Raw genomic sequence first — 20,527 nt, 5'->3', positions numbered from 1 at the left:
CAACTCAGGAAGGTCGTGACCGGACCACGATGAGACATTCGGCCGACTCCGACAACCCGGACTTCCCGGCGGCTCCCGGGGTCCGGCCGTTCCTGCGCAACATGGGGTCCGGCGCGCGGTGGGAACCGTCGCCGGACCCGGCGCCCGCGCCCGCGCGCGCGGAGGTGTCCGACGAGCACGCCACGTCGTTGCGTCCGTTCGTCATCACCTCCGGCCGGGTCAGCGGCCAGGATGCCGACATCGGGCTCGAGACGCAGGTCAGCGCGCTTCCCAGCGCATCGGCCGCGCGGCTCTCGCCCGAGCGCCGAGCCATCGTCCAACTCTGTGGAGAGCCGCTGTCGATAGCCGAGATCTCGGCCCGGCTCCGGATGCACCTCGGCGTCATCCGGATCCTGGTCGACGACCTGCGCGCCGCCGGGCACCTCGACGTGCAGGCGATGACCAGCGACTTCCCCGACCCCGACACCATCATGCGAGTGATCCGTGGCCTTCGATCCATATCCTGAGAACCGCGTCGTCGGCACCGCGCGCGTACCCGGTCCGCCGCAGAAGACCGCGTCGCCGGTGCCGGTCAAGATCATCGTGGCCGGCGGCTTCGGCGTCGGCAAGACGACGACCGTCGGTGCCATCTCGGAGATCTCGCCGCTGACCACCGAGGCCGAGATGACGTCGGAGTCGGTCGGCGTCGACAACCCCAACCAGTCGACCGCCAAGGCCACCACCACCGTCGCGATGGACTTCGGCTGCGTCACCATCGACCAGACGCTGAAGCTCTACCTCTTCGGCACGCCGGGCCAGACCCGCTTCTCGTTCATGTGGGATGACCTGGTCCGGGGCGCCCTGGGCGCGCTGGTGGTGGTCGACACGTCCCGGATCGACGACTGTTACCCCGCCATCGACTATTTCGAGCGCGCCGGCCTTCCGTTCGTGGTCGGCGTCAACACCTTCAACGGACAACTCGGTTACAGCCTGGACGAGGTGCGCTGGGCCCTCGCAATCCGCGACGAAGTGCCGATCGTGCAGTACGACGCCCGGTTCCGCGGATCCGTACGGGACGCCTTACTCGTCGTGCTCGACCGGGCCCTCGACAAGGCGATGCGGATGCGATCGTCGTAAGGTGTGCGCCGAGTCGCTGCGTTTCGGTTCCCAATTCGGCCTCCGAGCGGGCACAGTTGTACGAGCGACAGCGTGTGACGGGAGGAGGGTGACGTGCGAGGACTGGACGACGCCCTCGACAGGCTGGCACGCCGCGACGAGTTGCGCCGCCGCGCCGCCGGGGAGGCCACGGGCACCCCGCCGGCCGTGACGGAGCTGGTCGAGGCGATCGCCGCGGTCGTGGGACGCAACCCCGAGCTCGCCGTGACGGTCGGTGTCGAGGGCGCCGGCGATCCGGTGTTGCTGCACTTCGCGCTGGAGGACGGCATCGTTCAGGTCAGCGCCGACAACTCGGTCGTGCAGCGGGCGAGCGAGGCGCAGTACGGCGAGATCATCGACGTCGAGGTGGCGCAGCCCGTCGCCGAGCCGGCGCCGCAGGTCACCGAGCCGGCGCCGCAGGTCACCGAGCCGGCGCCGCTCCGGGAGACCGGCCACCACCGCTACGAGCAGCCGGCCCCTCAGCCGCAGCACACCATGCCTTCCCCCCTGCCCGAGCCGGTCCCGCTGCACGTCGACGAGCAGGAGACCGAGCTGGCGGCCCAGCGTCTCGCCGCCATGCTCCGCGAGGATCCGTCGCTGCTGCACGCTCAGGACTGAACGCGGCGCAGGATCGCCTGCTCCACCGCGCCTACCCGGTCGGCGAGCAGTCCGACCGCGCCGACGGCCCGGGTCATCGGATCGTCCTCGGCGCCGCCGAGCGCCTGCTCCCGCAGGAAGGCGGCCTTCACCTCGGCCCAGCGGGCGGCCTGCTCGCCGGTGAGACGCCCGCGCAGCTCGGCCAGCTTGAGCAGGTTGGCCTCGGCGCCCGAGGTCAGCGTCTGCGCCTCACCGAGATAGTGGTCGTCGACGACCGCGTCGAGCTCGGCGTCGTTCATCGCCGGCACGATGCGTTCGGCGAGTTTGTTCATGTTGCGGTACGAGCCCTGCAACTTGAACGGCGGCTCGGTGCGCGACGCGTCCGCCTGCCCCGCCGAGGCGATGTACGCCTGGTTGGTGCGCAACACGATCCGCTGCACCCGCCGCATCTTGCGCAACACCGACAACACCTGCTCGAGCTCCGTGGCCGAGTACGCGTGGCTGAGCCGGTCGGGCCGCACCGAGTCGTCACCCTCGGCGAGCCGGACGAGCAGCGGCAGGTCGGCGCGGTCGCGGGCGGACAGCGGCGCCAGCACCGGGTTCGAGGTGAGCGCGTTCTCCAGGTACGACATCTCGAACGCCTCCTCCCGGCCGGCGAGCACGTCGCCGAGGTTCCAGACGTCGGCCCGGTTGGCGAGCATGTCCGGGATCCGGAACCGCCGGCCCGTCTCCGTGTACGGGTTACCGGCCATGCACACCGCGAACCGCTTGCCCCGCAGGTCGTAGGTGCGGGTCCGGCCCTCCCACACGCCCTCCATCCGGCGCTGGGCGTCACAGAGCGAGATGAACTTCTGCAGCAGCTCCGGCGAGGTGTGCTGGATGTCGTCCAGGTAGAGCAGGACGTTGTTGCCCATCTCGAGGGCGAAGGAGATCTTCTCGACCTCCTGCCGGGCGGTCGCGTCGGGCGCCTCGGCCGGGTCCAGCGAGGTCACCTCGTGCCCGAGCGCCGGGCCGTTGACCTTCACGAAGACCAGGCCGAGGCGGTTGGCGACGTACTCCATGAGGGTGGTCTTGCCGTAGCCCGGCGGTGAGATCAACAGCAGCAGACCGGACTGGTCGGTGCGCCGGCCGGCGCCGGTCGCGCCGAGCTGGCGAGCCAGGTTGTCGCCGATCAGCGGCAGGTACACCTCGTCGAGCAGCCGGTTGCGCACGAACGCCGACATGACCCCGGGACGGTACTCGTCCAGGCGAAGCCGGTCCCGCTCCGCGGCGGCCAGGGCCGTCCGCTGCTTCTGGTACGCCCGGTACGCCGGCACCCGCTCCTCCCGGAACCGCCGCGTGACCTCGAGGAACTCGTCCAACCGTACGGTCAGCCGGCCGTCGACGATCCGCGGATGCGCCGACAACAGCCCGGGCACGGTTTCGCTCACCGCCGCGGCGGTGTCGTACCGGGTCAGCGCGGTGCCGGTGAGCTCGATCGCGACCGCCTCGGTCACGTCGCTCGCATGCCCGGCGTCCGGGTGTGCCCGGTGGAAGGCGGACAGCCACGCGTGCACGAGCTGCCGGCGTGCGGCCGGGTCGGCGTCGAGCGCGCGAAGATCATCCGCGTAGCTGCGAGCGGGCTCCGCGGTCAGCGCCCGGTGGAAGCGGTCGAGGAAGGTCCGCGCTGTCGCACTCGTCACGAAGCCGGCAGGGGCGGCGGCCAGCTCCTCCACCAGATATTCGCCCACGGCCCGCTCCGCGCCCGCCGCGGCGGCGAGGGCGTCGCACAGATCCGCGAGGTCCTGCCCGGCACCGAACAGCTCCCGGGCCCGGACCAGCGACGCCGCCCGCACAGCCCAGGACGTCTGCTCGGCCGCGGGGAGACCGGCCCAGAAGAGCTGGGCGGCGGCCCGGACCGGCGCCGGGTAGCGCAGCAGGCCCCCGGCCGCGTGCAGCCGGATCAGCGCGCCGAGGATCAGCGTCGCGTCGCTGTCGTGCACGCCCCGCTCGTAGCCCTCGTCGTAGCGGCTCTCGGCACCCCGGCGTACCAGGGCATCGAGCGTGTCGTCCGCGAACGCCGCGGCCGCACCCGCCGGGTTCTCGGCGAAGAGGGCGGCGGCCAGATGCTCGGCGCGGGACAGCTCGGCCGACTCCGACACCAGCGGCTGCTCCCAGAACGGGCGGGTGGCCAGGAAGCCCTCGTCGCGGACCGGCGTGCGGTAATCGGTGCCGGTGATCGCGAACGCCAGCTCCGGGCCGTCCGGCACCAGGGTCAGGTCGATCGCCTGGGTGTTCACCGCGAAGGTGTGCCGGCCCAGGGTGAGGGTGGTGCCGTCGGCGCCGTACAGGTCCAGCCGGTCGCGCAGGGACCGCCCGGCCTCCTGCCGCGCGGCCTTGACCCGGCCCTCCAGCTCCTCGGCCCGGACGGCGTCGCCGAGCGTACGCAGCTCGTCCGCGACCTGCCGCAGCTTGCCGACCATCGGATCGGTGGCGAAGTACGTGTTGACCTGGTCCAGGTCGCCGAGCGCGGCAACGCGGCGCTGAACGCTGGCGAGGGTGCGCCGCGCCGAGTCGAAGAGCCGGTCGGCACGTCGGGACCGCTCGTCCAGCAGCGCCTGCCGCCGCGCCGCGAAGGCCTCGTAGACCTCGGTGCGCTTCGCGGCGAGCTGATCGGTGAAGTCGTCGAAGTCGCCGAATCGCGACTCGAGCGCCTCGACCTGGAGCATCAGCTTGGCGAGCTGCTCGTCGCAGCGTTCCGGGGTGTCGGCGACGGCCAGCCCCGCCGTCACCGACTGGGTGAGCAGGGCGAACTCCGCGGCGAAGGCGGCCCGGCCCTCGGCCGCGGCCAGGTCGCGGCGGCGCGCGTCCAGCGTCGCCCGGGCCCGGTTGACCCCGCCGAGCACCTCGCCGATCCGCTCGAGGATGCCGACGCGGACGGTCGCGTCGGCGATGTCCAGACCGCCGACCACCTCGGTCACCACCTGGAGCCCGTCGGCCTGCTCGGTGAGCCGTTCTGCCACGGGCACGGCCTCGGCCACGGTGGCGATGGCGGCGGCGTCGGCGACGAGCTGGTCGACGGACTTCTGGTAGCCGGCGAAGGCGTCGGCCCGCTGGAGGAACTCGACGGCCCGGCGCGCGGTCGAGTCGACCTCTGTGGACAGCTCGGCGGCCAGCTCGTCCAGCCGGGACGTGTCGACGTACCGGAGCTCGCGCAGGGTCACGACGCGGCCCTGGGCCTGCCGCAGCGCGGCAAGCTGGCGGATCCAGGCGTCGGTCGTGGTCGGCACCTCGCCCCGCGCCCGGCGGATCAGCGAGGTTGTGGCCGCGCCGGCCTCGTCGACCGCCGTCGTGGCCTGAGCGGTCAGCGCCTGCACCGACTCGAACTCGTCGAGCACCTGCTCGGCGGTCGCCCGTACCTCAGCCAGCGGCTCGCCGAGGTCCTCCAGCTCGGCCTCGGCGAGCCAGTGGTACTGGTCGAAGAGCCGGTTGCAGGCCGCGATGATCGCCTCGAAGACCGCGCCGGACGGCGTCATCTCCTCGACCATGCGCGACACGGAGAGCGCGTCGGCGATGCCCCGGACCAGGTCGGCATTGCCCACCCGGTCCAGCGGTCCGGTGCCGACCGGCTGGGCGGCGGCGAACGTGTCCGAGACGTACGGGGTCTGCCAGATCTGCATCGGATGCACCCGGGCCGGCTCGTCGGAGCCGGCCCGGAACGCCACCAGCGTGCCGTCGTCGAACAGCGAGTAGCCGTGGCACGGGATCGGGGTGGCGACCTCCTTGCGGATCACGTTGTACGGCAGCAGCAGATACCGTCCCGCGGCCCGGGCGTGGAAGACGTAGAGCACGTCCTCGCCGTTGACCGAGCGCACGACCCGCTCGAACTCCAGGTCGGCGACGTCGGCATCGAACGTCTTCGCCATGCCCGTGGCCAGGTAATAGCCGCCCGGGAAGATGACGCCCTGATCCTCCGGCAGACGCTGACAGGCCTGACCGATCCCGTCGAGGCGGACCACGTCGCGGGTACGGGTGTTGAACACCAGATACCGCTGGACGGTCTCCTTGTACGGCAGCACGCGCAGCAGGATCAGCGGGCCGATCCGGGCGTACGCGATCTCCGCGTCGGCGAGGCTCTGCAACGGCTCGTCGACGGGCTCCGAGAAGATGCCCTCGCCGTCCTCGGTGTTGTTCTCCACCTTCACGGTCAGGGTGCCGCCGACCGTCTCGACGAACACCTCCTCCTCGATCGAGACGTGCGGGTGCCGCCCGAGCACGTGCTGTTCACGGGTGGTGAGGGTCCACTCGAAGTCGTGCGCGGGCGGGAAGACGTGGTCGCGTTCGCCGCGGTTGTCCACGTACGCGACCGAGCCGTCGTTGCCGACCCGCCAGCGCAGCACCTTGAGGTCGTCGGCGCGGGCGCCGGTCTGGAAGACCGCGAGCAGCAGCCCGTCCCGGCGGCGCAGTTGCAGCAGGTGCGTCTCGCGGTAGTACCGGTACAGCTCGGCGAAGTCGCGCTGGAACTGCGGATCGTCGAGCAGGCCGGGCAGCGTCGCCGGATGGAACGTGCCCTCGGCGAACCCGTGCACGGCGAACACGTCGGCGACCGCCGTCTCGGTGCGCAGACCGATGAAGACGTTGTAGCCGAACAGCATGGCGCCGCCGACCTGCACCAGGTCCCGCGGGACGCAGTTGTTCTCGGTGCGGACCCGCTCCGCGCCGAGCAGGCGCATCTGCTGCCCGCCGAACGTCTCCGTCCGGCGGGCGTTCAATGCCTCCGCGCGCCCGGCCAGCTCCTTGGCCTGCGCACCGAGCCGGGCACGCAGGACCTCGTACGTACCGGCGTCGAGCGTCTGGTCGGTCGCGGCGGTCACCGTGCGGCCGGAACCTTGGCGTCGGCCAGCCCCATCTCCTTGGCGGCGGCGAGCAGCTCCCGCAGCTTGCCGGAGTCCGCCCGGCCCGCCTTGATCTGCTGGGTGAGGAACGCCGACAGGGTCAGGTTCGCCACGTCACCGGTGCTCACCGAGCCGATCACCCGGCTCAGGTCGTCGGCGAAGTTCGCCGAACCGTTCAAATAGCGGGCGCCCAGGCCCTGGACCACGTCGGAGTGCTCGACGAAGCCGTCGATGCTCTTGCCCATCGTGATCGAGCCGACGAGCTTGTCGAAGAAGATGGAGTCGCCGCCGACGATGTCGATGTCGGCCTTCTCCAGCCCGGTGGCGATGAGCGCGGCCTGCGCCTCGGCGATGTCCTTCTGGACGTTGATGCCGGCCAGGCGGATCTCCTTCTCCGTCTCGAGCCGCAGCCGGTACTCCTCGTGCTCGCGGGTGGCGTCGTCCAGCGCGGCCATCGCGCCGGCCTTCTCCTGCAGACCCTCGGCCTCGCCCTTGAGCTTCTCGCGGATCGCCTCGGCGGCGACCAGCGCCTTCTCCCGCTCGACGGCGGCCTCGGCGCGGCCGGTCTTCTCGACCACCTCGGCGTTGCGCTCGCGCACCTGCACGTCGGCGAGGCCCGCGGCGGCCGCCTCGGCCTGCGTACCCTCGGCCAGCCGGATCTTCGCCCGGGCGTCCAGCTCGGCGGTCTGCTGGCGGGCCTCCGCCAGCAGCAGCTCCTCGCGGGCCTTGAACTTCGCGGCCGTCTCGGCCGCCTCCGCGGCCTTGATGTCCTTGACCAGGGCCTCCTGCGCCTCGGCCTCGGCGTTGATGATCACGGCCTGACGGGTACGCTCCGCCTCCTCGACGACGCGCAGCCGCTTGATGTTCTCCTCCTGCTCGGCGACCGTCTTCTCCACCGCGATGCGCTCGCGGACCACCTCGGCGATCGAGCGCTTCTCCGCCTCGACCTCCTTGTCCTTGGCGATGGTGGAGAGTTCCGTCTCCCGCTCGCGGCCGATCACCTCGAGCATCCGGTCCTTCTCGATGCGCTCGGTCTCGATCGCGATGACCCGCTCACGGTTCTTCTCCGCGACGGCGATCTCCCGGGCCTTGTTCTCCTTCTGCACGCCGAGCTGCTGCTCGGTCCGCAGGTGGGCACCCTCGGCGCGGAGGCGCTCCTCGGCCTGGGCAAGCTGGATCTCCGCCTCCTCGCGAGCCCGGATGGTCTCGATCTCCCGGCGCTGCTTGATCTCCGCATCCGCCTGCCGGCGCTCCAGCTCGAGGATCGCCTCCTTGGCGTCCACGTTCTGCCGGGTGATCTCCTTCTCCTCGTTGCGCCGGTAGTCGTTGGTCCGCACCGACTCGATCGCGGTCAGCTCGGTGATCTTCCGGATGCCCTGCGCGTCGAGGATGTTCTTCGGATCGAGCGAGCTCATCGGCGTCTGCTCGAGGAAGTCGATGGCCGCGTCCTCGAGGCTGTACCCGTTGAGGTCGGTGCCGATGACCTCGATGATCTGGTCCCGGAACTCGTTGCGCTTGGTGTAGAGGTCGACGAAGTCGAGCTGCTTGCCGACGGTCTTCAACGCCTCGGAGAACTTGGCGTTGAAAAGCTCCTGAAGCGTCTGCTCACTGCTGGCCCGCGTGGTGCCGATCGCCTGCGCCACCTTGATGACGTCCTCGGTGGTCTTGTTGACCCGCACGAAGAACGTGATCCGGATGTCGGCCCGGATGTTGTCGCGGCAGATGAGCCCCTCGCGACCCGTACGCGAGATCTCGATCGTCTTCACCGAGATGTCCATGATCTCGGCCTTGTGCAGCACAGGAAGCACGACGGCACCCGTGAACGTCACGTCCACCCGGCGCACCTTGGACACGATCAGGGCCTTGCCCTGCTCCACCTTGCGGAACATGCGGCTGAAGAAGAACACGACGCCGAGCGCAATGAGCAGCACCACGGCGATGAGCACACCGAAACCGGTGGAGATCACGTCCATGCAGGGTCCTTTTAGCTGGTGGCGATGTCGGCGGGAACGATCCAGAAGAATTCGCCGTCGGGGTCCACGTCGTAGAGCAGGGCAACGGTGCCCGCCCGAAGCTCGTCCTCGCCGGCCTGGCGCACCTGCACGATCGCGGACGACCCGTCGGGAGCGTGCACCTCGGCCTGCCCGAAGGTCCGCGTCACCCGCCCGGTGCGGACGATGCAGGTCAGACCGACGAAATCGGAGCGCGACGGCTCGGTGCCGGCGGGCAGGAAACGCTTGATGAGCACGACGGAAAGCCGCGTCACGAGCCAGGCGACCACGACGGCAGCGGCCAGGATGAGCGCGGCGGGGATGGCGCCGAACAGCTCCGCACCGGCCAGGGTGACGAACCAGGCGAAGACGATGAGAAGGGAGAGAACAACAGAAGCAGGCACACCGCCCAACCCGAGAAAACCGAGAAAGCCGCTGTCCTCTCCACCGCTGTCACCATCGGGATCGGCGCCACCCACGATGACGACGAGCCAGTATCCGATGACGACGACAAGAAGAGGAGTGAGAACGACGGTGGGGAAGCTGAGCACAGCCTCGAAGAACCCACCCATGAATCAGCCCCGCCCCCGTGCACTACCGCAGCCCGGCGCCCACTGTGGCGTCTCGATCCCCCTGCGGTGACATCGATGATCTCAGGCCAGGTCAATATCCGCGGCCCCGCTTCGGCCGCAGTTGATCACACCTTCGGCCGATCACCAAGACCGGTGGCATCGGTCTCGCCTGGGGTCTCGCGCTGCGGCAGACGAATTCGGTCACGTGCGCTCGCTTGCTCGACGACCGCCGGAGAAGGCGATCGGCGCCACCAGCTCCCGGGGCGGATCTCGGGGCTCGAGGAGTCGAGATCCGCCCAGAATAGTTCAGCGACTGTTCTCTGCGGGAGACGAAGACTCGGCGACATGGAACCTCAAGGCTCCGACGCAGGCCTTCAGAGATCCGGACCGATTCTAGTTCCAGCGAGCTGCCTGATCCGGGAGAGTCGATCTTCGTCTTCATCGATGACAACGAGGCACTCGAAAGAGTTGTTCGCCGCGTCGATATCGCGACCGGACATGATTTCGGCATAGAGGGTCCAGGTACCGCGCCTCGCGGCCTCTTGACACTCGAAGACCATGTCTCTGCCTTCGGCTGCGAGCTCGAGTGACTGACCATCAGCCGACAGAATACCGAGCAGAAGATCCGTCAGGCAGGCACGAGCGACGGGCGAAACATCATCCGCGAGCGCAGCGAGCACCACCGAGGTGACCGCGAGAGCGGGATCGTATGCGCCCACCTGCACGACGTGTCCCTCAAGCCTCACCTCGTCGACCTCGGCCTGAGTCCGCGCGCCTGCAACCCGTCTCAGGTCTCCGGCGAGATGCTCCGCCGACCGTCGGCAACCGCAGCGCATGCCAGCCCAGTGATACCGGGAGATTTCCATGTCAACGAGCTCCAACGGCTTCACCTTTCAGTCACCCCAAGCACCGTCCGCGTCGCCCCTGACGCCGTCGACGAAGTTCTCCCTCGGGTAGTCGTCTTGGCACTGCGCACAGACATCCCTTGTCTTGACCGTGTGCTTACCACCCGAGCTGTGGACCTGAACGGCCCTTGTGAAAATCACTTTACTGGGATCGCCGCCCAGTGCATTCAGGGCGTTACCTTCCGCGCAGAACGACGGGCACCCGGGCATACCGCCGGATGAGGCCATCACGGTGTCACCGGTCTCAGTGTTGAGAGCACCGACGTAGGCCCTCTTGGCCGTCTTCGACGTCCTGTTCTCCAGCGCAAACGCCGGCAAGCGTTCTTCCAGCTCGCTCAGTCTGCCCGCCTGCGACCAACCCTGCTGAGCCCTATCGACCCTCAACGCCGGTGGTGGCATTTTCGCCCCGGCCATGCCACGGACACTCGGCACCTGACCGGAATAGTTGCGGCTAGCAGCCCCAATCGCCGGTGGTCCTCCGCCACCGGAACCGGCGCCGCCTCCGAGGTGCGCCTTGCGATTCAACCCGCCCAAGCCGGGGACCACGCCCAGCACCGCGGACTTCACGTCCACCCGGCCGGTCGTGACCGCCTGGTTGATGACGTCCTCGACGCCGTTCTCCGACGCCTCCGTGACCAGGCGACCCACCAGACCGGTGCCCGCCTTTCCCGCGACCGCGGTGCCGACCTTGCTGGCGATCATGCCGCCCGCGCCGCCGGCCAGGCCCGACAGAGCACCCGTTCCCATGGAGCCGAGCGCGTCACCGATGTCGTGGATGTCGCCCTGGGCCGCGTCCTTGGCCAGGTTGATCAGCGCGCCGGCGCCCACCATGCAGGCCACCGCGCCGACTCCGGCCGTGACGGCGGTGCAGGCCACGCCGGCCAGGATTGCGCCGCCGATCGCGGCTACCTCGAGGATGGTGTCCTTGTGTTTGACGATGAACTTTCCGGTGGCCTTGGCCGCGTCCTTGACCACGCTGACCGTCTTCTTGACCACGCGCGTCGCCTTGGCGACGATGGCCTTGCCGGCCTGCTTGACCTTCTTGACGATCTTCTTCTTTATTTCCTTCGCCTTGTGGTAGGCCTTCTTCACCCACTTCGGCGTGTGCTTCTTGATCTTGGCGACGGCCTTGTTCCAGCCACGCTTCACCTTCGAGACGGTCTTGTTCCAGGTCCTCTTCACGGCCCGCTTGAAGGACTGGACCTTCTTCTTGACCTTCTTGACCTGCTTCTTGACGTAGCTCTTCGTCGTGTTCCACGCCGTGGAGGTGTACGACGAGACCCGGTTGTATGTCGACGACACGAACGAGGTCGTCGAGTTCCATGCCGAGGACACCGTCGACGTCGTCGCGTTCCACGCCGACTTCACGAACGAGGGGAGGCCCCAGTGGCCCGTGGGGTCGGTGACGGTCAGCGGGTTGGCGTCGCCGTACTGGTAGCGGTTGGCGTTCACCGAGTTGGGTGCCGGGTTGTTCGATGCCGTGTCACGGGTGTCGAACTGGCCGGTGTCGGTGTTGTACCAGCGGGCCATCATGTTGACGCGGCTGGTCGTGGAGTCGGTCCACTCCGACTGGTAGCCGAGGCTGCCGGGTGAGCCCGTCGTGGCGATCACCTTGCCCAGCGGGTCGTAGACCGTCGACGACGCCAGCTCCGTGCCGGTGGCCGTGAACTGGCCGACCACGTCGTCGTGCAGGTCGGTCCAGGTCTGGGTGGTCGCTCCGGCGGTGTTTTCCGCGATCACCTCGTTGGAGATGCCGCGGACCCATGTCGCCGTGCCGTCGCCGGCCAGGTCGTTGTCGAGGCCGGAGTACGCGAACCCGTCCCGGATGACGCGGCCGAGGCCGTCGTACCGGTAGGTCTGCTCCGTGCCGCCGACCGCGCCCTGCGTGATGACCTGACCGAACGCGTCGGCCTTGGTCTGCTGGGGTCCGGAGGACCGCAGCGAGCCGCGGGCGGTGTAGTTGTACATGGCGCCGTCGCCGGTGAGCAGGCGGTTACGGGCGTCGTACGTGAACAGCTTGCTGCCGTTCTGCAGCCGGTTACCGGACTTGTCATAGGCGTACGCCGTGGTGGTGGTGCCGTCGTTCCACGACGTGAGCCGGTCCGCGAGGTCGTAGTCGTACGTGTTGGTGATCGTCTTGCCGCCGAAGTTGGTGGTCTTCTTCGACGTCAGGTCGTCGTTGTCGTTCCAGCCGTACTCGATCTTCGCGACCGAGGCGCCGGCGGCCGTCTTCAGCTCGTCGGCCTTGAGCCGGTGCAGGTCGTCGTACGCGAAATTGCGGGTGTTGCCGGCGTTGTAGGTGATCTCGTCGACCAGCGACATGGAGTTGTACGCGTAGGTCTGGTCGACGCCCTTGCCGGTGTTGACGAGCTTGCTCAGCCGGCCCGCGGCGTCGTACTGGTACGCGGTGGTGCCGGCGGCATCGGTGCGGCTGGTGAGCGCGCCGTCGCCGTTGTACCGGAACTCCGAGTTGCCGGACGGCCCGGTGATGCTGCGCGGCTGGTCCCGGTCGTCGTAGGCGATCTCGTTGGTGCCGGACGCGCCGGAGAACTTCGTCATCCGGCCGCCGAGGTCGTACTCGAAGGTGCGGTCCGCGGTCTCGGCCTCGGCGCCCGTGCCGGACTGCTTCTTGAGCTGACCCATCAGGTCGTAGGTGTTGGTGATGCTCACCCCGCCCGGCAGGAGCTGCTTCGCGACCCGGCCGGCCTTGTCGTAGGCGAACGTGAAAGTCCGGTCCGCCGCCTGCGGGTGGGCCGCCGTCGCCGGCTCGATCTGCGACTCGGCCAGACCCCAACTGTTGTACGTGGTCCAGAACGCGTTGCCGCGCCCGTCGGTGAACCGCGTCCGGTTGCCCTCGAGGTCGTAGCCGAAGCTCGTCTCGATGGCGTCGGACCCGCTGATCGGCTGCCGCTCCTTGACCAGCATGCCGGTGGCGTCGTACTCGAAGGTGGTCCGGGTCTTGCGGCCGTCGATGGCGGCGACCACGTTGCCCGCCGCGTCGTACTCCGTCGCCTCGCTGCGCAGCAGCTCCCCCGCGGCGCTGTACGAGGCCGTGCTCAGCGCCTGGCCGCCCAGGTCGTACGTGGTGGTGCTGTAGGTGTTGTCCGGCAGCGTCGTCTTCACCGCGCGGCCGGCACCGTCGTAGCTCACCTTCGTGGCGTTGCGGGCACCGTCCTGGACGGTGATCGGCTCGCCGAGATCGTTGTACGTGGTGCTGGTCTTGACCCCGGTCGCCGAGGTGACGTCGGCGAGCCAGCCACCGCGGCCGTAGGTGAACGTGGTGGTCGCGGCCGTCGCGTCCTGCCGGACCACGTCGGTCGAGGTCAGCCGCCGGCCGAGGAAGTCCCAGGTGGCCTGGGACACCGCACCGGTCGGATCGGTGACCGAGAGCAGGTCACCGGTCAGGTCATAGGCGTACGTGGTGACGCCGCCGTCCGCCGTGGTGGTCTTGGTCAACCGGTCCAGCTGGTCGTACTCGTAGCTGGTGACGTTGCCGTCCGGGTCGGTGACCGTGGCCAGCTCACCGCCGGGGTGGTAGGTCCGGATGATCTCAGGGGAGACCGCGGCGGACGCACCCGGCGCGGTGTAGGCCGGCATCCGATGCAAGGTGGAACGGCCGTCCGCGTCGTAGTACGTGACCGACCAGTTACCCAGGGCGTCCTTGCTGTCGGTGGGCTCACCGAAGGTGTTGTAACCGGTCCAACTGACCGCGTTGGCCATTGCGGCTCCGGCCGAGGCGGTCTCCGCCTTCGCCGCCGGCGCCGTCGACTTCACCGGGTTGCCGTCCTCGTCGTACGACACGTACGACGTGTTGCCGTTCGGGTCGGTCGCCGCGATGACGTTGTCGTCCTGGTCGTACTGGTAGCTCGTGCGACTGATCTTCGCGCTCGCCGTGGGCAGCGCGCCGGCCTGCAGGTCGGCGGCCTCGGAGGCGCTGAGCGCTTCCTGATAGACCTGGACGTCGCTGACGGAACCGTTGAAGTAGTTGCCGAGGTAGGAGTTCCACATGCCGGCGCCGATCACCATCGGGCCGGTGCCCCGGAACGCCTTGGCCCCGTGGGAGCCCTCGAGCCTGCCGTCGACGTACAGCCTGTTGACACCGGCCGCGGCGTCGTAGACGCCGGTGAGGTGGGTCCACCTGCCGGCCTCGGGGACGGTCGTGGAGAGCGCCTCCACGCCGGAGCCGGTGTTGGCCTCGTCGTTGCCGATGACCATGAAGCGCCAACGGTCGCTGTCCCTGTCGTACGACAGGTCGAACGGGGACTGCTCCTCGCTGCTGGACGAGACCACGCGGTAGAGCCGGTCCTTGTCGGCCAGCTTGATCCACGCGGAGACGGTGAAGCTGCGCGAGGTGTCGATGACCGGCCCGGCCGTCTGGAGCGCGTTCGTGCCGGCGAAGACCGCCGAGCCGCCGTGCTCATCGCTGTGGGTGACCCCACCCGGCGCGGTGGCCGGGCTGTTGCCGCCGGTGTCGGCGGCAGGGGAGGCGGATCCGTTGCCGAAGCGCCACCGCCCGACGGGGGCAGGCTTGTCGGACAGGAACGTGGTCTGCGCCAGCGTCCGTCCGGCCCGGTCGACCAGGGCCTCCATCTTGGCCACGACGGAGCCGGAGCCGTCCTTCATCGTGGTGCCGATGATCTGGTCGTCGGAGTTGTAGCTGGTGAGGGTGGTGCGCTTCGCGCCCGACGGGTCGATCACCGAGGAGGTCTCCCGACCGGCGGCGTCGTACTCGTGGGTGACCGTGGTGACGCCGTTGTTGGCGGACTCCTCGATCACGTTGCCGGCCGCGTCGTACCTGTTGGAGGTCAGGACGAACGTCTGGGTGCCGTCGGTGCGGCTGACCTCGGCCTCGAGGCCGTTGTCCGTGTACGTGTGGGTGGTGGTCCAGCCCATCGCGTCGGTCTCGGTGGCGAGCCGGCCCGCGGGATCGTACGAGTTGCGGGCCACCACCAGGTCGCGGGCCGGCTCAGGGCTGCTCGGGTCGCCCTTCCAGCCGACGAGGATCGAGCGGAGCAGGTTGCCCGCGGCGTCGTACTCGCTGCGGGTCGTCTGCCCGTCGGGCCCGGTCTGGTCGACCATCCGGCCCGAGCTGTCGTAGGTGAACGTGGTCGTAGCGCCGCCCGGGGTCGTGTAGCCGACCTCCTGGCCGTACTGGTTGTAGGCGTGCTTCTCCACCCGCTCGGCATCGCCGCCGGTGGCGTCGGAAGTGATGACCTCGACCGGGTTGCCGTCGACGTCGTAGCGGGTGGCGGCGACGGCGGTGTGCACCGCGCCGGTGACCCGGTTGGTGGACGGCGGGTCGGTCTGGGTGACCTCACGGCCCATCCGGTCGTAGGTGTGCGAGGTGACCACACCGTCCGGGTTGTCCGTCGTGATCTCGGTCTCGGTGAGCACCTGGCCGAGGGCGTCGTACGCGAACTTGGTGATCTTGCCGTTGGGCTCGGTCACCTGGGCGACGTCACCGGACTTGTAGTAGGTGACGGTCTGCACCGCCCCACCCGGGGTGACGACCTTGGTGGGCAGGCCCGGCGGCGGGGTGCCACCGTCCGCCGCGGCGGTGGACGCGTCCGTGTACGAGGTCCGGGTGACCCGCTCGAGCGGATCCGTGACCGCGGTCAGGTTGCCCTTGTCGTCGTAGGTGTTGCTGATCAGGTACGTGTCGTCGGTCGCCGAGGCGGACCGGCCGTCGCGCGTGGTGAGCAGCAGGTCGTTCTTGGGGTTCGGCGCCAGCGTGGTGCTGGTCGCGTCCGGGAAGTAGGTGAAGTACACCGACGAGCACTTGTTGGCGCTCTGGTCCTGGCAGGTGATCGACTGCTTGGTGTTGCCGCGGGCGTCCTGCAGCGTCTGGGTCAGGACACCGTTCGGGTCGTACACCATGCTGGAGTAGCCGCCGACGTCGTAGCCGTAGCGGGTGGTGTTGCCGAGCTCGTCGGTCTGGGCCACGATCCGGTTGCCGTTGACCAGGTCGTAGCTGGACACCTGCTTGTCGCCGGTCGGCGTGGTGACGGTGACCTGGGAGACCGGCATCGGGATGGCCTGAGCGACCCCGGAGATCATGGTCATGGCGACCGGTGCGGTCCGCTTGACCGTGGCGACGTGGTCGGCGACCTGGGCGCCGGTCAGCGCCGACTGGTAGTACGCGAACTCCGCGATGGCGCCGGGGAAGTAGCCGTTGTCGACGGTGCCGTGTGCGGGCCAGCCGCCCGCCCATCGGCCCGCCCCGAGGTAGGCGCGGTTGGCGCCGGTGACGCCGAGCGTCGCGGACTTGACGGCGGCGACCGCGCCGTCGAGGTAGATCGCCTGGGCGTTGGTGGTCGCCGTCAGCGCCACGTGGTGCCACTTGCCGTCGTTCACCGCGGCCGGGGTCACCATCGGGTTGACGCCGGTGCTGTCCCAGAACTGGCCGCGCAGCTTGCCGTCGGTGCCCACGTACAGGGCGGGAATCCATTCCGAGCCGGCCGGTTCGTCGATCGCCGAGGACTGGTAGCCGAACAGCACGCCGCCCTTGGTGTTGCCGGACGGCATCTTGAACCACATCTCGACGGAGTGCGGGCCCGTCGTCGGTACGTCCTCGGCGGGCAGCTCGACATAGGACGACGAACCGTTGAACTGCGCGGCGGTGGAGTCGGCGAACGGACCTGCCACGTTCAGCGCCACGTTGCTGTACGTGGCGGTGCCGCCCGCGACCTCGTTGACCGCGTCGGTGACGTCGCTGTCGCCGAGGCGCCAGTAGTCCTGCGGGCGGGCGCCGAGCACGGCGGCCGCGTACACCCGGCTGCTTCCCGCCACGGTCGGCTGGTCCAGCTTCCAGTTGCCGCCGTTCTCGTCGATGACGGCGTCGGTACGGCCGGTCGTCTTGTTGTAGCCGACGCGCGCGGTGACTCCGCCGCTGGGCCGGACCACGGCGTCGAGCACGGGCTGCTCGTCGCGGCCGGCCTTGTTCAGCAGGGCTGCCCGGTTGGCGTCGAGGGTCTGGTTGAAGAACGCGACGTCCGAGATGGAGCCCTGGAAGAAGGTCGCCTTCGCGGGGGAAGCGCCGGTGTTGACGTGGTCCGGCCAGCCGCCACCGACGTAACCGGCGCCGATGTTGATGTTCGCGCCGCTCGCGGACGTGGCGAGGTAGATGGTGCCGGCCAGGGAGCCCTTCGCCACCCCGTCCAGGTAGAGCGTCTGGGAGTTGCCCGCACCGGCCAGCACGACGTGGTGCCACTTGTCGTCGGTGACGACGGTGTTCGAGTTGAGCGCGGCGGCCGCCGAGCCGGTCCAGAACTCAGAGCGCAGCTTGCCGTTCTTGTCGATGTACAGCGCCGGGGTGTAGTCACCGGTGGTGGTGCCCTTGCTCATCGGGTCGCCGTTGTAGCTGAACAGCACGCCGCCCGGGGTCGCCGTCTTGAACCACATGCTGATCGACTGGTATTGGCCACCCGCGAGCAGGTTGCTCGGCAACTGGACGTACGAGCTGGTGCCGTTGAAGCTCGCCGCGGGCGCCGTGCTGCCGGGCAGGCCGCCGGGCTGGCCGAGGGTGACGGCGTTGTAGCGGGCGGTGTCGATGCCGGCGTTCGCCAGCACCGCGCTGGTGGCGGCGGTGCCGCCGGTGTCACCGAGCGGCCAGTACGACTCGGGGTCGAGGTTGAGCACGGTGTTGCGGTACTGCGAGGTGGTCGTGTAGCCGTACTTCCAGCAGTTGGTGTAGTCGTCCGGCTGGCACACCGTGCTGAGCCGGTCGCCGTCGTAGCGGTAGCTCCACGTGTTGGCGGTGTCCCAGTCGCCCGGCGTGGCCGGATCCGTGGCAACCCATGCCACGTGCGGCGCCGAAGCCTCCGTCGGCGTCTCCCAGCCCACCCTCAGCGTTCGGCCGGAGGCGCTGGTCAGCGTCGCCGGGTTGCCGTCCGCGCCGTACTCGACGGAGAGCCTACGCCCGTTCGCGTCGGTGATCGAGGTCAGCTTGAACACGCCGTTGCCGGCGCCGCGGCCGAACGCGTAGACGGTCGCCTGCTTGTCGGTGAGGGTATAGCCGGTGAGCGTGGTCCCGCTCTTGATCTCGGCGAAGGTGGCGAAGCGCCCGGACGGCGGGATGTAGGTGCCGTTTCCGGCACGCCCGAAGGCGACCTCCTCGCCGGTCGGGTAGGTCACCCGCACCGACTGGACCACGCCCGCCGTGTCGGTGACCTGGGTGGCCCGGGTGTCGAGGATGCTCGACCAGCCGGCGCCGAACGCGGTGTCGCGGCGGGTGTCCAGGCTGTTGTAGTTACGGGTGATCGCCAGCGACGGGCCGACGGTGGAGACGTGCGCGTCGGTGGCCGAGGTCGTGTAGTTACCCGTACTCGCGTCGAAGCCCTTGCCACCGTTCTGAGCGAGTCCGCTGGTGACCATCGGCTGCGGCACCGCCGTGGTGAACGCGTACGAGGTGGTGGCCGCGCTGTACGAGACCGTGTCGTACGCCTTGACCGTGTAGAGATAGGTCGTGTTCCAGTTCAGCTTGCCGGCCGGCACGGTCCACGCCGAGGTCACGGCGGGCGACGTGGCGATGGTGGTCTTACCGTCCGCGCTGGTCACGGTGTACGTGTAGGTCAGGCCCTTGGCCGGCCAGTTGTCCGAGTCGTGGCCCTTGACCAGCAACTGCGGAGTCAGCGTGGGAACGACCGCGTTGTTCGCCGGGTAGCGCACGTCGACCTGCGGCGCGACGTTGGTGGAGTAGGTCAGCTCCAGCACCGGCTTGTACTGACCGCTGAGGTAGTTGGCCGAGGTGAACCGCTTCCAGGCGTTGGAGTCGCTCTCCGAGGCGGTCAGCGCCAGGCCGTAGTTGGGCTCGCCCTTGGCCCACTTGTCGAACGTGGCGACGTTCAGCGGAACCGTGACCCACTTGCCCTTGGACCGGTCGCCGCCGGTGTTGGTGCAGGCCGCGCCGGGGTCGGTGACGGTCAGCGAGCCGATCGGGGCGGAGTACGTCGGCCCCGGCCAGCCGCCGTTGGTCAGGTCGGCCACGGCCCACTTCTGGGTGGACGCGCGGACGTCGAACGCCCGGTCGACGGTGCAGCTGTAGGTCCAGCTCAGGAAGAGCTTGAGCTGGGCCTTGGTGATCCGCTTGCCCTTGAAGCCGTCGTCGTCGAACTCGTCCAGGTGGATGAACGAGCGGGCCTTGACCGTTCCCCCGTTGTACGTGCCGACCGGCAGGTTGTCACCGTTCTGGCTGGTGCTGGCGTCGGTGTCGACGAAGACGTCGCCGGTGGTACCGGTGGTCGCGGTCGGGTCGACCCGCACCGGGTAGACCCGGGCGGGGTCGTTGAGCCAGGCCCGGTCCGCCTCGACCCGCAGCGCCTTGGTCCCGTTGCGGTCGATGATCCGGTATTTGACGGCGGTGGACTCCGCCGGGGCGCCGGAACGCGGGTCGACCTTGGAGTCCTGCATGAAGCCCTTGGGCAGCCAGGCGACGGCCTTGCCGGCGGCGTTGCGCAGCTCGATGCCGCCGGTCTTGTCCACCCGCGGGGTGAGGCCGTTCAGCGCGAGGGGGAAGGTCCAGGAGGAGGCCGCGGAGCGCGACTTGAGGATCAGCGTCTCCTTGATGCCCGCGTCGAAGGTCTGCAGCTCCAGGTCGGTCTCCGGCAGGATCCCGGCGTACGTGGCGGTGCTGCCGTCGACGACCGGGACGACCGCGTTGGAGCCCTCCAGCCAGTAGCCGACGCTCTCGCCGGTGGGCAGCTTCAACTCGGCGAGCTTCGCACCGGCGGGCTTCGCCGCGGGAGTTTCGGGGGCCGGGGTCGCGCCGGGAACGGCCGGCGCAGCGGGGGCCTTCGACGCGGTGACCGCGGCGGCCACCGAGGCGTCCAGGCTGTTGGCGGCGACGTGCAGCCGGCCATCGGCGCGCTTCTCCAGGTCGGAGTCGATCGGCTGCCAACTGCCGTCCTCGGCCTTGAAGTTGACCGGCCGGCCGTAGGTCTTCTCGGTGAGCGAGCCGTCCTCGTTCTCGAAGACGTCCGAGCGGGCGTCCGAGCGTTCCGCGTCCCGTTCGCTGGTCGCCTCGTCGAAGCCGGCCGGGGTCTCCTCGGTGACCTGCCGCTCGGCGCCCGGGACGTGCGGCCGGTACGCCTCGAGGGTGCCGCCCGCCGGCTTCGGCGCGCGCCCGGCTCCGCGCTCGGCGTCGGTCACCTCGGCGGAGACCTGCCCGTCACGGCCGCCCTTGCCCTGCTTCTGCTGGGGTACGGCCGGGGCGGGCTTCGCCCACGACGGACGCTGGCCGACCCACTCCCACAGCCACGAGATCGGCAATTCGGGGTCGCGCACCGCGCCCACCGGAGCGACGACGGACAGTCCGAACACGACAGCCGTGACGACCGCGATCCGTCCCGAGACACGGCGCATGAGCCGGTTCCTCCCCGTAATTGTCTGACAACGCGGGAGGATCTTGCGGTACCAGGGAACTCCCAGGCAAACCCTGGGATCAGAACTGGCCGTTC

Annotated in this window: 8 protein-coding genes; 3 read left to right on the top strand and 5 right to left on the bottom strand. The window is 69.4% G+C overall.

Annotated features, from left to right (window positions below; translation table 11 throughout):
• Window positions 1–29: 29 nt before the first annotated feature.
• The 3 genes from EDD30_RS21185 (at window position 30) to EDD30_RS21175 (ending at window position 1,752) form a co-directional block, all read left to right on the top strand.
• Complete coding sequence (locus EDD30_RS21185) at window positions 30–506, top strand: DUF742 domain-containing protein (protein WP_071809824.1); 477 nt, start codon at window positions 30–32, stop codon at window positions 504–506.
• On the top strand, window positions 484–1,116 hold the full coding sequence (locus EDD30_RS21180; RefSeq protein ID WP_084557870.1) for a GTP-binding protein: 633 nt from the start codon (window positions 484–486) through the stop codon (window positions 1,114–1,116). The genes EDD30_RS21185 and EDD30_RS21180 overlap by 23 nt, the downstream gene beginning before the upstream one ends.
• A 93-nt stretch (window positions 1,117–1,209) precedes the next feature.
• Window positions 1,210–1,752, top strand: coding sequence for a hypothetical protein (locus EDD30_RS21175; RefSeq protein WP_071809825.1), 543 nt, complete (start codon window positions 1,210–1,212; stop codon window positions 1,750–1,752).
• On the opposite strand, the gene EDD30_RS21170 is transcribed toward EDD30_RS21175, so the two are convergent.
• From EDD30_RS21170 to EDD30_RS21150, 5 genes are all read right to left on the bottom strand, one after another.
• Window positions 1,743–6,584, bottom strand: coding sequence for a DNA repair ATPase (locus EDD30_RS21170; protein ID WP_071809826.1), 4,842 nt, complete (start codon window positions 6,582–6,584; stop codon window positions 1,743–1,745). The two genes, EDD30_RS21175 and EDD30_RS21170, sit on opposite strands and share 10 nt — an antisense overlap.
• Window positions 6,581–8,578, bottom strand: a complete 1,998-nt coding sequence (locus tag EDD30_RS21165) for an SPFH domain-containing protein (RefSeq protein ID WP_071809827.1) — start codon at window positions 8,576–8,578, stop codon at window positions 6,581–6,583. The genes EDD30_RS21170 and EDD30_RS21165 overlap by 4 nt, the downstream gene beginning before the upstream one ends.
• Before the next feature lie 11 nt (window positions 8,579–8,589).
• Window positions 8,590–9,168: an OB-fold-containig protein gene (locus tag EDD30_RS21160; protein ID WP_071809828.1), complete on the bottom strand. Its 579-nt coding sequence runs from the start codon at window positions 9,166–9,168 to the stop codon at window positions 8,590–8,592.
• 374 nt (window positions 9,169–9,542) lie between these two features.
• Window positions 9,543–10,049 carry a hypothetical protein gene (locus EDD30_RS21155; protein WP_123678445.1) on the bottom strand — a complete coding sequence of 169 codons (507 nt, stop codon included), beginning with the start codon at window positions 10,047–10,049 and terminating at the stop codon, window positions 9,543–9,545.
• A gap of 12 nt (window positions 10,050–10,061) precedes the next feature.
• Window positions 10,062–20,432, bottom strand: a complete 10,371-nt coding sequence (locus EDD30_RS21150; protein WP_071809830.1) for a LamG-like jellyroll fold domain-containing protein — start codon at window positions 20,430–20,432, stop codon at window positions 10,062–10,064.
• Window positions 20,433–20,527 lie beyond the last annotated feature (95 nt).

It is taken from the genome of Couchioplanes caeruleus (assembly GCF_003751945.1).
Lineage (GTDB): Bacteria > Actinomycetota > Actinomycetes > Mycobacteriales > Micromonosporaceae > Actinoplanes > Actinoplanes caeruleus.
The sequence above is the reverse complement of the archived record's forward strand: the minus strand, read 5'-3'. Positions and strand labels throughout refer to the sequence as shown.